The organism is Campylobacter concisus (assembly GCF_002913225.1).
Classification (GTDB): domain Bacteria; phylum Campylobacterota; class Campylobacteria; order Campylobacterales; family Campylobacteraceae; genus Campylobacter_A; species Campylobacter_A concisus_J.
Genome location: NZ_PPAW01000018.1, coordinates 84,751 through 102,065, shown reverse-complemented (window position 1 = coordinate 102,065; position 17,315 = coordinate 84,751). Strand labels below are relative to the sequence as shown.

The 17,315-nt window shown below is 34.8% G+C and carries 13 protein-coding genes and 2 tRNA genes; 10 read left to right on the top strand and 5 right to left on the bottom strand.

Annotated features, from left to right (window positions below; genetic code table 11):
- Positions 1-82: 82 nt before the first annotated feature.
- Positions 83-2,326 (top strand): molybdopterin oxidoreductase family protein, encoded by a 2,244-nt coding sequence (locus CYP26_RS04520; protein WP_258031414.1) that lies wholly within the window; start codon positions 83-85, stop codon positions 2,324-2,326.
- A gap of 512 nt (positions 2,327-2,838) precedes the next feature.
- Here CYP26_RS04520 and CYP26_RS04515 read toward each other — a convergent pair.
- Complete coding sequence (locus CYP26_RS04515; protein ID WP_103630534.1) at positions 2,839-3,291, bottom strand: hypothetical protein; 453 nt, start codon at positions 3,289-3,291, stop codon at positions 2,839-2,841.
- A gap of 1 nt (position 3,292) precedes the next feature.
- Complete coding sequence (locus CYP26_RS04510; protein WP_021088552.1) at positions 3,293-3,529, bottom strand: hypothetical protein; 237 nt, start codon at positions 3,527-3,529, stop codon at positions 3,293-3,295.
- Between the two features lie 263 nt (positions 3,530-3,792).
- Between CYP26_RS04510 and CYP26_RS04505 the strand changes: the two genes are divergently transcribed.
- The 9 genes from CYP26_RS04505 (at position 3,793) to CYP26_RS04465 (ending at position 12,001) form a co-directional block, all read left to right on the top strand.
- Positions 3,793-4,119 carry a hypothetical protein gene (locus tag CYP26_RS04505; protein ID WP_103630533.1) on the top strand — a complete coding sequence of 109 codons (327 nt, stop codon included), beginning with the start codon at positions 3,793-3,795 and terminating at the stop codon, positions 4,117-4,119.
- Positions 4,120-4,243: 124 nt separating this feature from the next.
- Positions 4,244-4,465 (top strand): phosphonate transporter, encoded by a 222-nt coding sequence (locus tag CYP26_RS04500; RefSeq protein ID WP_103630532.1) that lies wholly within the window; start codon positions 4,244-4,246, stop codon positions 4,463-4,465.
- 39 nt (positions 4,466-4,504) lie between these two features.
- Positions 4,505-4,810, top strand: coding sequence for a hypothetical protein (locus CYP26_RS04495; protein WP_103630531.1), 306 nt, complete (start codon positions 4,505-4,507; stop codon positions 4,808-4,810).
- A gap of 208 nt (positions 4,811-5,018) precedes the next feature.
- Entirely contained in the window at positions 5,019-7,061 is a 2,043-nt protein-coding gene (locus CYP26_RS04490) for a hypothetical protein (protein WP_181000859.1), read from the top strand.
- Complete coding sequence (locus tag CYP26_RS04485; protein ID WP_103630530.1) at positions 7,058-7,504, top strand: hypothetical protein; 447 nt, start codon at positions 7,058-7,060, stop codon at positions 7,502-7,504. The genes CYP26_RS04490 and CYP26_RS04485 overlap by 4 nt, the downstream gene beginning before the upstream one ends.
- A gap of 1 nt (position 7,505) precedes the next feature.
- Positions 7,506-8,630 carry a zonular occludens toxin domain-containing protein gene (locus CYP26_RS04480; protein ID WP_103630529.1) on the top strand — a complete coding sequence of 375 codons (1,125 nt, stop codon included), beginning with the start codon at positions 7,506-7,508 and terminating at the stop codon, positions 8,628-8,630.
- Positions 8,578-9,843 (top strand): type II secretion system protein GspD, encoded by a 1,266-nt coding sequence (locus CYP26_RS04475; protein WP_194170753.1) that lies wholly within the window; start codon positions 8,578-8,580, stop codon positions 9,841-9,843. Before CYP26_RS04480 ends, CYP26_RS04475 begins: the two co-directional genes overlap by 53 nt.
- A 50-nt stretch (positions 9,844-9,893) precedes the next feature.
- The gene (locus CYP26_RS04470) at positions 9,894-11,108 is read left to right on the top strand and encodes a radical SAM protein (RefSeq protein WP_103630528.1); all 1,215 of its coding nucleotides are present in this window, start codon (positions 9,894-9,896) and stop codon (positions 11,106-11,108) included.
- A 2-nt stretch (positions 11,109-11,110) separates the two neighbouring features.
- Complete coding sequence (locus CYP26_RS04465; RefSeq protein WP_258031413.1) at positions 11,111-12,001, top strand: tyrosine-type recombinase/integrase; 891 nt, start codon at positions 11,111-11,113, stop codon at positions 11,999-12,001.
- 67 nt (positions 12,002-12,068) lie between these two features.
- On the opposite strand, the gene CYP26_RS04460 is transcribed toward CYP26_RS04465, so the two are convergent.
- From CYP26_RS04460 to CYP26_RS04450, 3 genes are all read right to left on the bottom strand, one after another.
- Positions 12,069-12,159, bottom strand: a tRNA-Ser gene (locus tag CYP26_RS04460).
- 31 nt (positions 12,160-12,190) lie between these two features.
- Positions 12,191-12,266 (bottom strand) — tRNA-Phe (locus CYP26_RS04455).
- A 116-nt stretch (positions 12,267-12,382) separates the two neighbouring features.
- Positions 12,383-17,029: a hypothetical protein gene (locus CYP26_RS04450; RefSeq protein ID WP_103630526.1), complete on the bottom strand. Its 4,647-nt coding sequence runs from the start codon at positions 17,027-17,029 to the stop codon at positions 12,383-12,385.
- Between the last annotated feature and the right edge of the window lie 286 nt (positions 17,030-17,315).

Genomic DNA, 17,315 nt, shown 5'->3' with positions numbered 1-17,315 from the left:
AAATAATTAATTTTAAAACTACTTTTATTTTATAAGGTATATAATAACCGAACTATTAGAAATATTACTTGAAAGGAAATCTATGCAAAAGATTGTTCAAACAACCTGTCCGTATTGCGGAACTGGTTGCGGCATAGACCTTATCGTAGAAAACGGTAGGATAGTCGATGCAAAGCCGACTGATAACCACCATGTAAATGATGGCGAGTTGTGCTTAAAAGGTATGTTTGGTTGGGAATTTGTAAATTCTCCAAAACGTTTAACTAAACCAATGATGAGAAAACTAAACGGAGAGTTTAACAAAGAGGGTAAACTTGAAGAGGTTAGCTTTGAAGAGGTTTATGAATTTTTAGGAAAGACTTTTAAAAATAGCGTAGAAAAATATGGTCCAAGCTCTATCATGGGCTTTAGTTCAGCTCGTTCAAACAACGAAGACAACTATGTATTTCAAAAATTCTTTCGTGCTTTAGGAAGTAACAACGTAGATCACTGCGCTCGTCTTTGACACGCTCCAACAGTGGCAGGTCTTGCCAGCACCCTTGGAAACGGAACAATGACAAACGATCTTGTTGAGTTTGCGACTGATACAGATGTATTTTTACTAATAGGCACAAACACAAGCGAATGCCACCCGATCATCGCTATGCAGATGCAAAGAGGCTTAGAGCGTGGTGCAAAAATGATCGTTGTGGATCCAAAACGCACAGATATGGCTAAAAAAGCCGATATATTCTTGCAAATTCCAGTTGGCTCAAACATTAAAACACTAAACACAATGATGAACGTCATCATCTCTGAAAATTTACAAGATACAGAATTTATCGAAAAATATGCAGAGGGTTTTGAATATCTAAAAGAAGCCGTAAAAGACTTCACTCCTGAGAGATTTGAGCGTGAGACTGGTGTTAAAAAAGAGCTTATCACTGAGGCTGCTAGGATGTATGCAAAAGCTGGCAGTGCAGCTATTTGCTACACTATGGGTATCACTCAGTTTAGCGACGGCACATCAAATGTATTCTCGCTTTCAAATTTAGCGATCCTAACAGGAAATTTAGGTAAAAAAGGCGCTGGAGTAAATCCACTTCGTGGACAAAACAACGTTCAAGGCTCATGCGATATGGGCGCACTACCTAATGTCATCCCAGCAGGTGCAGTAAATAGCGCTTATGCACAAGAGCAAGCTCGCAAAGTTTGGCACTTCGAGCTTAATCCGGTGCCTGGCTTTAAACTAACATACGCACCTGATAAGATGGATAGCGGCGAGCTAAAAGTGCTTTACGTTTATGGCGAAAACCCTGTTATGAGTGACCCTTGGACAGAGCACTTTGTGCATGCTACACATCACCTAGACTGTTTCATCGTGCAAGATCTATTCTTTACTGAAAGTGCTCAAAAAGCTGATGTCGTCTTACCTGCAGCTGGTTGGGGCGAAAAAGATGGTACATTTATCAACACATCTCGCCGCGTTCAAAGAACTAGAAAAGCAAGCGAGCCAGTAGCTGGCGTAGAGCCTGACTGGAAAGTAGTTTGCAACATCGCAAAAGCTATGGGACTTGAGGGATTTGACTTCTTAAGTGCAGAAGAGGTTTGGGACGAGCTTAGAAAACTAATGCCTAAATTCTTTGGCGGTATCAGCTACTATAGACTTGAAAAACTAGGTGGCATCAGCTGGCCATGCCCTGATGAAGATCACCCAGGCACACCTGATCTTTATACCGATCACAAATCAATGCTACCTGATGGTAAATTCCGCCTAGCTCCAGTACTTTACGCTGATGATAAAGATAAGCGTGCAAGCATGGAGGCTGAATTTAAAGCCAAAATGCATATACCTGATGGCTATCCAGTAGGCTCAGGTGCGATGAGCGAAGTGCCTGATGAGGTCTATCCTTGCTTATTTACAACAGGTAGAAAAGTTTATCACTACCACACTGGTACGATGACTAGAGAGTGCCCACCGCTAGAGTATGGTGCTGGCATCGAAGGTCCGCTAATCGAAGTAAGCCCTGATATCGCAAGAGAGAGAGAGCTAGAAGATGGCTGCTACGCAATGGTAGAGAACAAACGTGGTAGGATCGCAGCTAAACTTCGCGTAAATCCTGACCTTAGAGAGAGTACGATATTTACGACTTTCCACTATAGTGAGGCTGATGGCAATGAGCTCGCAAACGCACAAGACCACGATCCGCTCTCAGGTATCACACCTCTTAAGATCACTATAGCTAACATAAAAAAATTAAGCGAAGAAGAGTATATAGCATTTAGACAACAAAACGAGATGTCTATGCACTCTGAAAAACCTTATCTTTCACCTGTTAGATCATAATTTCAAGGGCGCAATGCCCTTGATTTTTTAATTCAAATTTTAATAGCAAATCAACTTTTATTAAATAAAATTTCCTATTGTTTTAGATGAAATTTCATAGTAAGAAAGGGCTATTTTTAAAAATTACTATGAAGTGCTGTCCCTATAGTTTTCTCTTTTAAATTTATTAAGACTTTTATGCTTTCAGAGCTTGTATGCGTCATGGCTATCTTTTTAACAAGACTTTATTGGCTTTAATTTTTAAAATGTGTTATCGCAGTTGGCGTGAGAGTATAGGTATTTGTATCTTTTTGACTGATTAAGACAGAATATTTTGGCTATTTTTTTGAGCTAGTCAGTCAAATAGTCAGCTAAAAAGTTATGATAATAATAGTTTGCTATTATTTGTAATTTTTTGAATAAAGACTTTAAAATAACGTTAAAACCGTGGCTTAATGTTTGCAAAAGTTGATAAAAATTTGTGATTGTTTATAACTAGTGGCGGACAGAGAGGGATTTGAATACTATATACTTTATTTCATTTCTATTTTTATCAAGTCTTTTACGTTATTTAGTATTTTTCCTTTTGTTTTACACATTTTTATTTGGTAGTTTTTGTTTAGTTCTGCTTTAAAGCATTTATTTCCTATGTATTCTTTTAAAACTATTTCATCTCCGCCGTATATGGTTATTTCTTTTTTGTTGTAGATGCTTATTTCCCCTTTTTCTTTGTTGTATTTCCAAAACATTTCTCTTGGTTGATTATCAAGTAAAATTTCGTGATTTTTTTCAAAACTTATATCCCAGCTACTGCCTGCTGTGAGTATAAAATCTATAAAGTATCTCTCCGTTTGTATGTTCCAGTCGCCTACTAAATTTAAATCTTTTATGTATTTGTTATAGTTTTTGTTTTTCTCTACGTGTATTTCTATGGGATCAGCAATTAAAAAAATGCAAAGTAATAATAAAGCTTTTAGTATTCTCACTCTATCCCCCTATCTCTTTTTTAAGTATCCTTGCTTTTATATCCGATAGGTAAAATTCTTGTTCTATTTCACTTAGTTTGTCAAATAGTTCTATTAGCTCTTTATGCTTTGGATTAATTTCACTTTCTTTTTGAAAATAAAATTCTAGTATTTTGTATAGGTTTGGGTTATTTTTTTCCCAGTTATAGATAGTTTTTATATCTTTTCCGATAAATTCGGCTACTTCTCTTTTGTTCATTTCTTGAAATTATTCCAATATTTAAGATTTGTTTTATAATTATTATGCAATAATTCCTTTTAAGAAATTGCAATAATTCTAATTAAGCAAGAGGATTTTAGCAATATCTTATGAATTTATAACTTAACTTACCGCCCGCAACAGAGTAGAGATGTTTAGGGGCTTGTTTGTTACAACCTTAATACGTTGTAAAACTGTTGGGGGTGGTGTAGCTCTGCCCCTAAAATACTAAGCTACAAACAAATATTTTTAAGGAGCTACACATGTACACTTATCTTTTAGGTTTTTGTGACGAAGTTCGTCCGATTTCTCGTATCGACAAAAAGACTGGCGAAGTTGCATCGTCTATTGATGTAACTATTACCTTTGAAAGTCGTGATCAACATGGCTATCTTGTTAAATCAACTGAAACAATCAATTACGATTTTTCTTTAAAGTCTAAATTTGATTCTGTTAAAGGCAAATATATCGCTGTTCCATACCGTTTCTTAAATACTCGTAATGGTGCATATATGTTCCCTGACGAAACTTTAAGTTTCCAAGTTTTCAATGAAAATCCTTTTTTGAAAGAAACTAAAGCATCTAAATAGTTAAAAGCGGGGGCTATGCCTTAATGTGAGTTGCAAACCCTCTCCCGCTCTATCGATTTCTACAAAGTTTATTTTTTTTAAATTTTGTAGAGATTGATCTCTATTTTTTAAAAAGGAGTTAGATATGGGAAAAGTTAAAAATTTTCTAGAATCTACTAAGGGTAAAGTTGCTGTTGTTGGTTCAATGTTGCTTTCAGCTCCAGCTCTTTTTGCTGGGGATGCTCCAGTTGTTCCGACTACGCCGTTAAAAGCAGATTACGCTTTGTTCGATTACGTTTTTGCTGGCGTTGTCGCTGTCGCTTTCATCTTTATGATTGCTCGTAGAGTTAAGGGCTTCATTAAGTAAGTTTAGGGGGGCTTTAACTCCCCTTACAAGGTTTAAATAATGAAAGAAAATGCTATATATATCCCTAATTTAAATATCTGCGTTAAAGATTTCTACATAAAAGATAAAAAAGTATTTTTAGTAAATTTTGATAATAGCGTTTCTATTTCTTATCGTTCTGTTTCTAATTTTCAAACTAATTATATTTTTAACACTAAAACTAATATTTGCTACATCCAAAAAAATGATTTAATTCCAAATCTAGGTATATATGAATATCAATTTAACTTTTTAATGGGTCTTTCTGCGATACTTATAGCATTTTCTTTTCTTATTGGGTTAATTATTGTCGGAGCTACACGATGATCGAAGTTTTGAATAATGATGTTTTTAATTATTTTTTAAGTATTTTTGCTCTCTTTTTTGTGCCTATTTTTATATACGTCATAGCTCTCTCTTTCGTTAAGTAGTTTTTTAGCACGCGTATCGTTTTACACTTCATTTTTTTCGCAGAATAAAAATGAAGCGACAACCGCAGGGCGTCAGGTATTAAATTTTTTAAAGGGTTAAATTTATGAAAAGAATAAAATCATTTTTTCTTTTGTTTTCTATGTTTTTTTCTTTTTTGTCTGCTTATGCCGAGTGTCTTCCTATGAGTACTTTTGCTCGTGTAATTCCTTCTCTCGATGACAAAGGTGGTTATAAAGTATTTTCTGTTTATGGTCGGTCTTATTATGTTGTTGATTCAGAGATTGTTCAAAGTCCTATTCCTACTTGTTATGAGCTTTCTGGTGGTGAGCATTTTATTGGTAATGGAAAATTATATAATGTAACTGGTTCTACTACTTATCAAGGAACTGAAGAATATTCTTTTCTTGCTAGTTCTGTTTCTTTTTCTAATTATTATCCCTACAATTGTTCTGCTGATCAATTTTTAGATTTAAAGACTAAACAATGTGTATCTTGCCCAAAAGATCATATTTTCAATCAAGAAACTGGTAAGTGTGAGCCTGATAAACGCCCTGATTGGTGTCCTGAACCTATGATCTACAATGAAATAAAGCTTGATTCTCTTTTTGGGGCAAAAATTGTTGAAGAGTGTGTTCCTGATCCTAAAATAGATCAGTCTAATTGTGAAAAAATGGGTTTAAGGTATCATGATGGTTGTCATGATTCTTATGGTCTTGTTGAAACTGCTTTTTGTATGAGTTTTCCTGTTGGTTGTTGGTCACCTAAAACTGTTAATAAAGTTCTTTCGGATAAATCTGTTGACCTTGGTTTATTTGTTTTTGGTAGTGCTTCTTTGCCTATTAAATCTTTAAAAAATGGTCTAGGTTCTTTATCTAAATTTTTTATGGATTTGTTTTCTAGCGGATCTAAACCACCTAAAATAAATTTGCTTGAGTATAAACCTGAAATAGTTGATATTAAAGCTACTAAGTCTGGTCCTGAGCCAGTTTTTGATTTTAAGCCTGTTACTGATGAAGCTGTTATTTTAAATGATACTTTTAAAAAAACTGGTAAGGTTGATCCTGCTTTATCAACTTCTCCTGATGTTGTAAGATCTCCGCAAAAATTGGCTGATTTTTCTCCAAATTTAAAAAAGTTTGATTTTCCTAAGGATGCTTCTGCTCCTCATGTTGAGAATAATCTTATTGTTACTGCTAAGCTAAAAGATACCTCTAAGCCTATCCCTACAAAAGATATAACCGTCCCTAATGAAGTTAGAAATATAAATCTTGAATATGATTTAAATACTATGTTTAGGTCTTCTGATAAACCTACTTCAAATTTGCCTATGACGATTAAGCAAGTTGGCATTAGTGGCAATAAAACAACTTATAAAGGTAGCATAGTTACGCCTGATAGTAGTGTTATCGATGTTGAAGTTATTGAAACTACTACGCAGACTGGCTCAAAAGTTCAAGATGTAACTTATTCTTACAATTATAAGACTCCAAGAGGCAATAGTAGATTTTCAACTGGTTATGTTAATACTATTAGTTCTGATAATAAGGTTACTAATTCTATTCCTAAAGATAGCACTTCTACAAGTCCTTCAAATGGTTCTTCTAGCTCTGGTAGTAGTGATAGTAGTTCATCTACTGCTTTAGTTCCATCACAATCTATTGATTTAAGTTCTTTGGAACGTGCTATTAGTCAAAGTAATTCAAAGCTCGACTCTATTAATGAGAATTTGACAGCTATCAAAAATCAACAGCAAGAGCAATGGAAGTATGAGCCTAATGTTAATACTGCTACTTCTTTTGCTTCTTTACAAAGCGAGCTTGCTAAATTTGATGTTTCTGTTAATGATGCTTTTAATTTTCTAAACAATCTTAAGGGCGACATTGATAATTTAATGAATAACTTTAACGATTCGCTTGATATTATTAATAAAGGCATTGATGCCCCTGATATTCCTAAAGGCACTTGTCCTTTTACTATTAGTGGTCCAACTCCTGGTAGCAACACTAAGAATTTATTTGAGATTGATCCTTGTCGTTTCGTTGCTCCTTATAAGTCTATTCTTACTTTATTTTTCACGATTTGGTTTAGCTTCGAGATCATTATGTTTTCTTTGAAATATCTTTTTAAGGTAGGTGGTGAATCATGAAATGGTTAATCGGTGCCGTTGGTGGGTTTATAGTTAATTTTATTGAATTCCTGGTAAAGAAAATTGGCATAAGAAATACAATTTTAGCTTTTATAGTCCCTATTTATGCTTCATTTGTAGCTTTTCTTATCGCTTTTGCTGGATATGCCATTTTATTTATTATGAAAATTTGGAATTTACTTAGGGAATATATCCCTAAAATGTTTGATTATGGCTCTAGCGTTAGCGGTTCTTTTGGCGGCTTGCCTAATCAAACTGTTTTAAATTCTGCTATGGAATTTTTGCACCAAAGTGGTTTAGCTTCTGCTTTTTCGACTGCGATGACTTTGTTTATATCTATTCTTAGCTTGTTCTTTGCCTTACAACTCTACAAGGTTATCTTGTATGTTAGGGCTAATATGACAAAGATCATAACCGATCTATTAACCTTAATGAGTAGATAGCATGCTTAGCTTAATTATTGGTCCGCCACGTTCTGGAAAAACATATAAAGCCGTTCATCTTATTAATGATGAATATGAATTGCACTTAAAAGGCGAATCAAAGTATAGATTTATTTACACTAATATCAATGGTTTAAAATTTGATCATTTTGATGGCTTTGTAAAACAATATGATAAAAATGATTTTCTTACCGCAGTTAGTCAAGAATATACGCTTAGCTCTCAATACGAAAATGGCTTTTTAGACAATGTAGATAATTATGATGAATATGCCTTAAAAAGTGGCATATATGAAAATTATCATCATTGTTTAATAGTCCTTGACGAAGCTTATAACACCTTTTCGAAAACGTTTAATGAGAGCTTGGGTAGGTTTTTAAGCTATCACGGACATTTTGGGATCGATATTATCTTTCTTTTCCAGTCTAAACGTCAGACAAATAGAGAGTATTTAGTTCATACAGAACTAATGTATATGGCTCAGCCTAGCGGTAAAAGGCTTTTTAGCAAGCTTTTTAAGTATAAAGTTTATAGCACTTCATCGCAGGTAAATGATAACCTTATTAATTCCGAGAATTTGAAATTTAATCAAAAAATATCAGATTTATATAGTAGTGGCTCAAAAGAAATTTATAAAAGCTATGCAACTAAAAAGATTTTATTTTTATTAGCTTTCATAGTTTTTTCTTATTTGATTTATAAATTCCTCGAGCCTAAGCACGAGCCAGCTCAATCAACTAAACAAGAAACTAGGTTTGTTGATTTAAATACTTCTGATTCTAAAGAGCCTAAAACAATTTCAAATAGTGTAGATAATTCAGATATTAACACCACTATTTTTAACGATAATAAAATCTATCTAAGGATAACTTGTTTTCCAAGCGGTTGTAAATTTAGAAATTACGCTATTGATTTATCTTTAGATAGCTTTTTGGAGCTTCTTTCTTCTTCTAACTGCCATATATTCTTACATGATAAGAAGTCAGGCAACTACATTGATTACTTTGTTTCTTGTAATGCAGAATTTGAAAGAGTTTTAAAAGGTCTAGAAAATTCATCACAAAGGGTTTGCAATGAAAAATCTCCACAAACTGATTCTAGTTCTATGTTTCCTACTCACAAGTAGTTTATCTGCCTTAGAATATCGAAATATTACTTTTAACGATTTCTTGGGCGAGATTAGTTCTATAACTGGTAAAAATATTGTTATTAGTGGCAATGTTGATACTAACTTTGATGTGTTTTTACCTACGCTTGATTTAAGCAATACCGATACTTTTTCTAAGTTGCTTAAAGATATTTTAAATGTTAATGGGCTTGACTATCTAATTCAAGATAGCGTTTTATTAATATACAATCCAAAAGTTGAAGATAAGCCAGTTTTGAAAGACTACATAATAAAATTTAAGCACATATCCAAAGAAGATGTTGTATCTGCCTTGTCTTTGTTTAGTGAAAATATAAAATACACTGTTTATAGTGATAGGATATTGCTTATTACTACTGAAAGCCAGTATAAGATTATTGATAATCTTATTAATGGGCTTGATACTAGCTATCAATTACGACAGCTTAGCTTTACTATTATTAGCACAGATAACACAAAGCTTAAAGAGATTGGACCACGTATAGAATCTATCTTAAGTCCTTTAGATCATTTCTACTTTAAAATTATTACCAACGTTCTTACGGTCGATAGCACCAAAGTTAATAAAGATTCTGTCACCAGTCTTATAAATTTACTTAAAGAAAAGGGCGTTTCTGATCTGATCTATAATCCTAGAGTTACTGTTATTGATAATAAAGATAGCGTAATTGAGAGCGTTATAAAAACCCCTATTCAAAAATCATCAATCGATATTCAAAATAGTCAAAGCATTACTACTAACCAAGTTGAATATCAAGATGTTGGCTTAAAGCTTTATATTTCGAGTGTCTTGATTACTAATGATAGTGTTAGTTTTACTTTGGATCTATATATTGAAAATTTGCTTGATGATACATTGACCCCTAGAATTTCAAGTAGGCATCTAAAGACAAATGTTTATCTTACTGATACAAATTCATTTCTTATTGGCGGTATTAATAGCAAAGAAACGATTAAATCAACAAAGACTATTCCATTTATTGAAAATATTCCTATTCTTGGCGATATAACGACTTATAAAAGCGAAAAAACTAGCGATTATAGCTTTAGCATATTTATTACTATGTTACCATCTGAGAAAGATATTTTTTCAGAGTTTTATTACGATCCAGCAGATAAACACATTGCTTTAGAACGCTATTTGACGAGCGCAGCGCGCAACGCAAAAGGGGCCCCACGTAGTGGGGAATGAGCGTGCGCTCTTGGCTAAATATAATATAACTGTGTTCAAAGGTGTAAAAAATGTATGGTATTAGTGAAACTGATAAAATCTTTTTAAAAAATAAGTTAGAAAATCAAAAGAAATTTCTTGATAGTAATTTCTTTATGATAAATGGCGAGTATGTTCCTTACTCTAACTTTTATTTTTCTAGCTGGCATAACTCAAACAGATATATTGCTGAACTTAATAACCGAGTAGCTAGCCTTAATGATTATGCTCTAAGTCAAGGACTTTGTCCTATTTTCGCAGTTTTTACCTTGCCTAGTGAGTATCATAAACAAAAGCTTGTAACCCTTAAGAGCGGTAAGAAAAAGCTTGTTTATAATAAAAAGTTTATCGATGATGAAGATCATAGCGTTAGCGCAGGTGCTAGTAAACTTCAAGCTTTGGTTAGAAAAATTATTGGTTCTAGATGTTTTAGGGGTATTGCTTCAGATAAAAGATGCTATATAACTACTAAAGAACCGCATTTAGATGGGACTTGTCATTTAAATTTGCTAGTTTTCGTGCCTAAAGAGAATTTGGATAAGTGCGTTTCTGCTATCAAAGATCGTTTTTTAGATACCCATAGTAGGGTTGAAACCGATATTAAAAACGCTACTTCGTATGTTATGAAGTATATTTTTAAAACTCTTGATGATTTACGCCAAAATCCTGATTTGGATAATTTGACCGATATTAGCTACTGGTATTTAAAGCATAAAATTAGGCGTTTTACTATGTCGCAAACGTTTGTAAGTCTTGAAATTTATAGAAAGTTAAACGGTAGTATCGATCTAATATCTCTTACTAAAAACTATAATAAAGGCTTGGTTACTGTTGTCGTTGATCCTGACACTAGGAAGCCTTTAAAAATATTTGATGAATTTGGCGAGCTTTGGCAAAAAACTAGGATTATTAAAGATAGCAATACTATTAAACGATATGAAGATGCTAGCGATGAGATAAAGAGCTTTGGCAACTCCTTAAAACAAAGGCAAATTTTAAAAATTTGCGATGAGTTTTTTAAAAGCTATGAGAAACCTAAGCCAGTAAGCAGAATGAAAGATTATGAGCTAGTAAATTACTATCAAAGCTTGGGCGGTGATGTAAACGTCCAGCATTTAGCCTATGTTGAAAATTTAATGCTTGATAGGGAGCTAGATAACTTCACACACTATCACGAAAAGCACGATCTTAATGCCCCTGATGTTGATAGCTTTGTAGATCGCTTTTTGGTTTGCAATGAGTTTTAATTATGCAAAACGTTAAATTTAAATACTATGCCGATTTATATCTTAAGCTCGGTAAGTCTGAATGGAAATTATCTACGTATTGCAAGAATAAGGGCATTGTAAAAAATAGGCTAAATGTTTTCTTTGATTTGGATATTTACGAAATAAAGCCTAGCGTTATTCGTTTGTGGTTAAATTCAATTCAAGACGTTTCTAATAAAAGCAAAAAACACTATTTAAACTCTCTGTCAATGATCTTAAAGCTTGCCCTGGAAGATGAAATTATTGATAAAAATCCCATTATTCATATTAAAAGCATAGTTCATAAAACACCAAGAATAGAGCCTTTTACTAGCCAGCAGGTAAATGATATTTTAAGATTATCTACTAGATATAACGATAGATTTCAAATTTTTTTATATGTTGGTTTTTTTACTGGTATGCGAACTGGCGAGATATTATCTTTAAAAATGAAAGATGTTGATTTAGAAAATAGGGTTATAAATATAAATTCAACTCGCTCTAGGTTTGGCGAGAATACACCAAAGACTATTTATTCAATTAGATCAATACCTATTTTAGATAATTTATATACAAGATTAAAAACTTATATTGAAAAATATCCAGGTAATATCTATCTTTTGCAAACTCAATATAATGAACCTTACCGAGATACTGGCGTTTTTACTTCTGACTTTTGGAAGCCTATTTTAGATGAGTTAAATTTACCATATAGGCGACTTTATAACATGCGACATACTTATGCTACTTCTATGCTTTATCAAAATTTTGTTACTCCAGTAGAATTATCAAAATTATTAGGTCACTCCACGCCTAAAATGATTTACGATGTCTATGTAAATTATCTTAATTCAAACTTAAAAGATTTTAAACGAGATATTTCAATTTATTAATTTGGGTCGGCATAGGGATTTTTTTATTTTATAAATTTGTTGTTAAATGCCGTATTTTTGGGGTTTGTGGCGGACAGAGAGGGATTTGAACCCTCGAGCCCCGATTAAGAGCTGCACCCTTAGCAGGGGTGTGGTTTCAGCCGCTCACCCATCTGTCCGTGTCCATGAAAAAAGTTTATGAAAAAGAAATGGTGGTTAGAGGCAGAATCGAACTGCCGACACGCAGATTTTCAGTCTGCTGCTCTACCGACTGAGCTAGCCAACCACGTTGATAAAAGAAATTGGATTATACATTTTAAATATTTAAACTAAGTTTAAAAATCCAAAAGATGCTTTATTTTTAAAATTAGGCTATAAATTTATAGCCTAATAACGTTAAATTTAATGTAAATCAACTACACTTACATCTTTATCTATCTCGATAAAAAATGTTTGTGCGCTTGCTCCGCTACCATATACGCCTTTATAGACTTGATTTACAGCGTGACCACTTGCATCAACTGCTACTTTGTTATATTCATCTCCGATAACGCTATGTTTTGAATTCAGCATTGTTACTTCACTATCTGTTGCTTGTGTAAAGATACCTTTTAGGGCTACTATGTCATCGCTGTCGCCAAAGATTTTTAGCACTGTGTTGATATTTTCTGTGCCAGCCTTGCCCGTTATCTTTGTAACCCTTGAGTCGACGATGTCAAGAACGCTTTTGGCGTCTAGTCCTATAGAGACTGCTTGATCGCTTGTGCCTAGCTGTATGCGCTCAAAGCTTTCTAAATTTTTATCAAGGTTGGCTACTTTACTAAGATCAACATCATCTACAAAGATAAGTGTATCTATGCCACCTTTGCCATCCATTGGCTTGCCGTTATAGACAAAGGCATCGTTTAGGTTGCTTCCTACGGTCTCTGTTGCGTCATGTTTTAACTGCACAATGTTGTTAAAGTCGTTTGTATCATCTCCGTAGTATTTGCCATCTCTTTGGAGGATCTTGTGAAATTTATTTGTTTCATGGTCTATAAAGCCATTTTGCTCTAGTGCTTTTACGTAGTTATCGCTAAAAAGATGCGTGCCACTGCCAGCAGAGCCTAAGGTTTTATACTCATTATCTGGCTTTGCTTTCTCTTTTATGGCTATATTTAAATCAACATCATTATTGTCATCTACATAGGCTGCACTTAGTTTATAAAAACCTTTATTCAAAACAAAATCTTTCTCAACTTTTAAATTTGTTGCATTGTTTGGATCCCAAGGTTTATGCTCAAATGATCCGTCTCCTATATCTAAGCGCACCATGCTTTGATAATCAGTAGCTCTTATAGTGTAAGTGCCATCTTTTGCGATATATATCCAGCCTTTCATTTTCATTATAAGGTCAGTGCCTATTGGTTCTGCTTCACGCAAGACATAGTTTCCTGTATGATTTACGTTATATGTTTTGCCAGTATAATCTTTCTCTTTTGCATTTGGTGAGTGTCCAACCCTTGCCATATCTTCTGGATTTAACTCTCCTTTTTGTGGCTTTGTAGCTGGATCTAGATAATTCTTGCCAGATTTAAATGAAATTTCATTAAAAGTTGTTGTAGCACTTACTTCTCTCATTAGATGCCATTTATCATAACCAAGTTTTATATGCATTGTATTGGCGCCATGATTATATTTATTTGCAAATTCTTTGTCGTTCCATTTATAAAAATACATATCCACATCAAGTCCGCTGTTTGAGATCATTGAGACGGTTTGGACTGACATATTGCCAGCGTCATCTAGCCTTTTTACGATGAAATTTTTACTACCGCTGGTTAGTGTCGTTAGAAATTCGCCTTCATATTTTAGGTCAGTTAGTGGCAAAATTTGTTTAGATGAGTTATTTACATCGACGACATCTACTTTTATAGATGTCTTGTCTTCTGCTCTGTTTGGTGCGTCTGCCTCGCCACCAAAGGTTACTTTGTAGCTTTGACCTGAGCCAGACTTTGAGCCACCAAAGCTTGGCTCTTTTAGCCCATCTGGCGTCGCATCAAGATCGACTGTGATGGTTAAATTTTCACTTCGTTTTTCTACACCATTTTTATCTACATATGTGGCGTCTATGACGTGGTGCGTCCTATCTAGCTTTACGCCAGCTGCTTCAAAGTCAGCTACTACGATATTATCTTTGATATTTGCGTAAAAGCTACTTTTTACAACGCCAGCTTCGTCTTTTACCTCAATGAGTACTTTGCCACCATCTCCACCTGTGGCTGTGTCTGTATCTTTTTGCGCGATACCAAATTTGATCATCGGACTTTCATCGTTTGTAAGAGCGATCTTGTAGTTTATGCGCTCGTTAAATGTATCGTCAAATTTACTTGTTGAGATGATGTGCTCGAAGTCTTTTTCGAGTAGGTATTTGGCTGGGTTACTCGCTCCGCCATCTACTGAGGTAACTAGCTTAACGTCATCCACATAGTCAAGAATGCCAAATTTAAACAATCTACCACTAGAAGAGCCAGTGAAAATTTTGGTGCCATCTCTTACAAGGTCTATATCAACAAGGGTTGGCTTGCTGGTATTTACTGGCACATCTTTGAGCAAGAAACGACTGCCATTTACTAGCTGAGTATCTGTTGGGTCATCTTTATTTACTACTTTGATGTATTCATCTGTAAGTGTTTTGGTTTTGGCTTCATACTCGATATCTGGATCTGGCTTTTTCTCGTATGTGGTTAGAGTTTCGCCTGGTTTTGCCTCTTTTATGATGTAGGTTTTTATCTCTTGTTTGTTTGTATTTGGATTTAGCACAGAGACTTTTAGCTCGTCGCCTACTTTAGCTGTGCTTGGGATAGAGGCTAGGACATCTGAACCTGTGATAGTGACGCCGTTTGTGCCATCTATCAGCCCGTCGCCATCTATATCTTTTATAAATTTAGCCTTTGGTTTGTCGTCAAATACTATAAACTGGCTGTCAGTTGTGCCTTCGTTGCCAAACTGATCGATAACTGTTGTGTCTATGCTAGTTTTTACTCCATTTTTGATAGGCACATTGATCTTAAATTTCCCGCTACTTGCGTCTATCTCGTTGCCATCAGGTGCTATGACCTTGCCATTTTCACCGATAGTAAATTCTTTTGTTTCTATCTTTCCATCTGGATTTGTGATGGCTACTCTTATCTTTTCGTTTGGTTTGCTTTGAGTTGGGATACTTATGGATACTTCGGTTTTATCGCTGTCGTTGCCGTAGCCATTTTCAAATGTATCAAGCTTGTTATCGCTCTTACCATCTACGTTTGGGAGGTTTTTGCTAAATTCTATCTTGGCTGATCTTGTAGGTGGTGTGATGTCGGTAGCCGCGGTATTTTCGTTGGATTCTACTGAGCCATCGTTTTTGGTGATTTCAGTTTTTATAGTGGCATTTGTGCCCTCGCTGATAGGTATCTTTACATCTGGAACTACAAATTTACCATTTTGGATAGGTATAGGTGTATGGCTTGGATCATGTGCGTCATAGACGCTTTTTTTATCAGGGCTTAGGATAAATTCTTTTGGTGTTGGCGTGCCACTGCCTGTATCTATGGTGACTTTTACGCTCTCACCTGGCTTCATAGTGTTTGGTAGATGGATATCTATGCTTGATTCGCTATTTTTTAGCTCGGACTTGCTTATAACGCCGTCGTTATTAGTATCAGCGCTTAGTGTCGCCTCAGCTTTGTTGCTTATGGTGTTTGGCTTTTGCTTGATCACGCCTTCGTTGCCAAAGCGGTCTATAAACTGAGTTTTGATCTCAGTGCCTGGCGTGATAGTGGCACCATTTGGCACGTCAAATTCCATAGCGCCTTTGCCATTTGGTTTTAGTGGATAAACATTGCCAGCTTCGTCAGTGGCAGTGTTATTTTCTTTATTTATGGTGTAAATTTTAGTGACTGAGTCTCCATTTGCATCTGTGACGATAGACTTGATCTTATCGCCACTTTTCATATCGTCAGGCACTAGAAATTTCACGTCAGTTTTTACAGAGTCCTCTCCTACGCCCATTTCGGTAGCGTCTATCACGCCGTCGCCATTTTTGTCTATACTAAGTGTCGCGCTTACTTTTGATGCTGGCGGAACGTCGTTTGTCTCAATCTTTAAATTTGAGCCACTTTCGTGTCCGTTTTTATCAACTAAATTTACAGCGATATCTATAGGTTTGCCATTTGGTATCTCGACATCTGGGATCTTTGCTTTGCCATTAGTAAGTGGCACTGAGATGAAGGTAGGTGCTGTTGGGGTTGAAGTGGGCGCTGGCACTGGAGATCCGTTATCATCTACTTGAATGAGTTCGCTACTTGTAAGATCGATCTTGTATTTTAGAGTTTGTGAGCCACTTTTTATCTTGATGATGTCGCCATCTTTAGCAGCTGGTGGCAAAGTGACAACCACAGGAGTGTAAAATTTATTCCCTCTTTTTGTAGTTTCAGGTGAAGCTAAAATTTCGTTTTTATCTAAAAGGCCATCTTTGTTTGTGTCGGCATCTAGGAAAAATTTAGGGACATTGTCGATAAATGGCACACTTAGTTTTGTGGCTTGTGCTGGCGCACCTTTTACAGATGAGACCGGAGCATTAAAAAACTTTTCATAATTTATGATCTCACGTAATGCGTGTTTTACGTTATCAAAGATGTTTGTATAGTGCCCGCTTTTGCTAAAGCCTGCGTTATTTAGCGATGCTTGGCTAGATAAATTTGATCCGCCATGGTGGATGTTGCTCTCATGTTCGCTATCTTCGTGTTTTGCATCTTTTGCATCTTTTTGCATGCCAGGGATGACAAGCTCGCCGTTTTGCTCTGCAAAGACATTTGTTGTCCTAAAAGTAGAGTTAAAGCCGATATTTGCAACCTCGCCATCATCAAAAACTATCCTTACTTTGGCATCGATAGCTGTTTTTATGATATCACCTAGAAATATCTCATCGCCTTTGCGAAGCACTCTTGTGCTCCCATCTGGCGAGATGGCTATGACTTCGCCTACTATTTGTTTGACGATGGCTATTTTTAAGGCTACGATATGCATTTTATCTCTTTGTGATATTTCTAAATTTATGAAGTTTATTTTATATCGACAAATTCCTTTAAAAGTTTATGGTTTTAAGATTAATTATTTTATTTAAGTTTTATATAAAGGCTTTGATATGCTTATTATTAATTAAATTTGGCTTTATTTGCCTTTTTTTAGGTGACTTATAGATATTTTTTAGAGTAAATTTTATTTTAGTATATGATAAAAATTATTATGTGTGAATCATTATTTCTAGGGATGTTTATGAAAATTTAAGCTAATTAACGCAAAAAAGCGGATT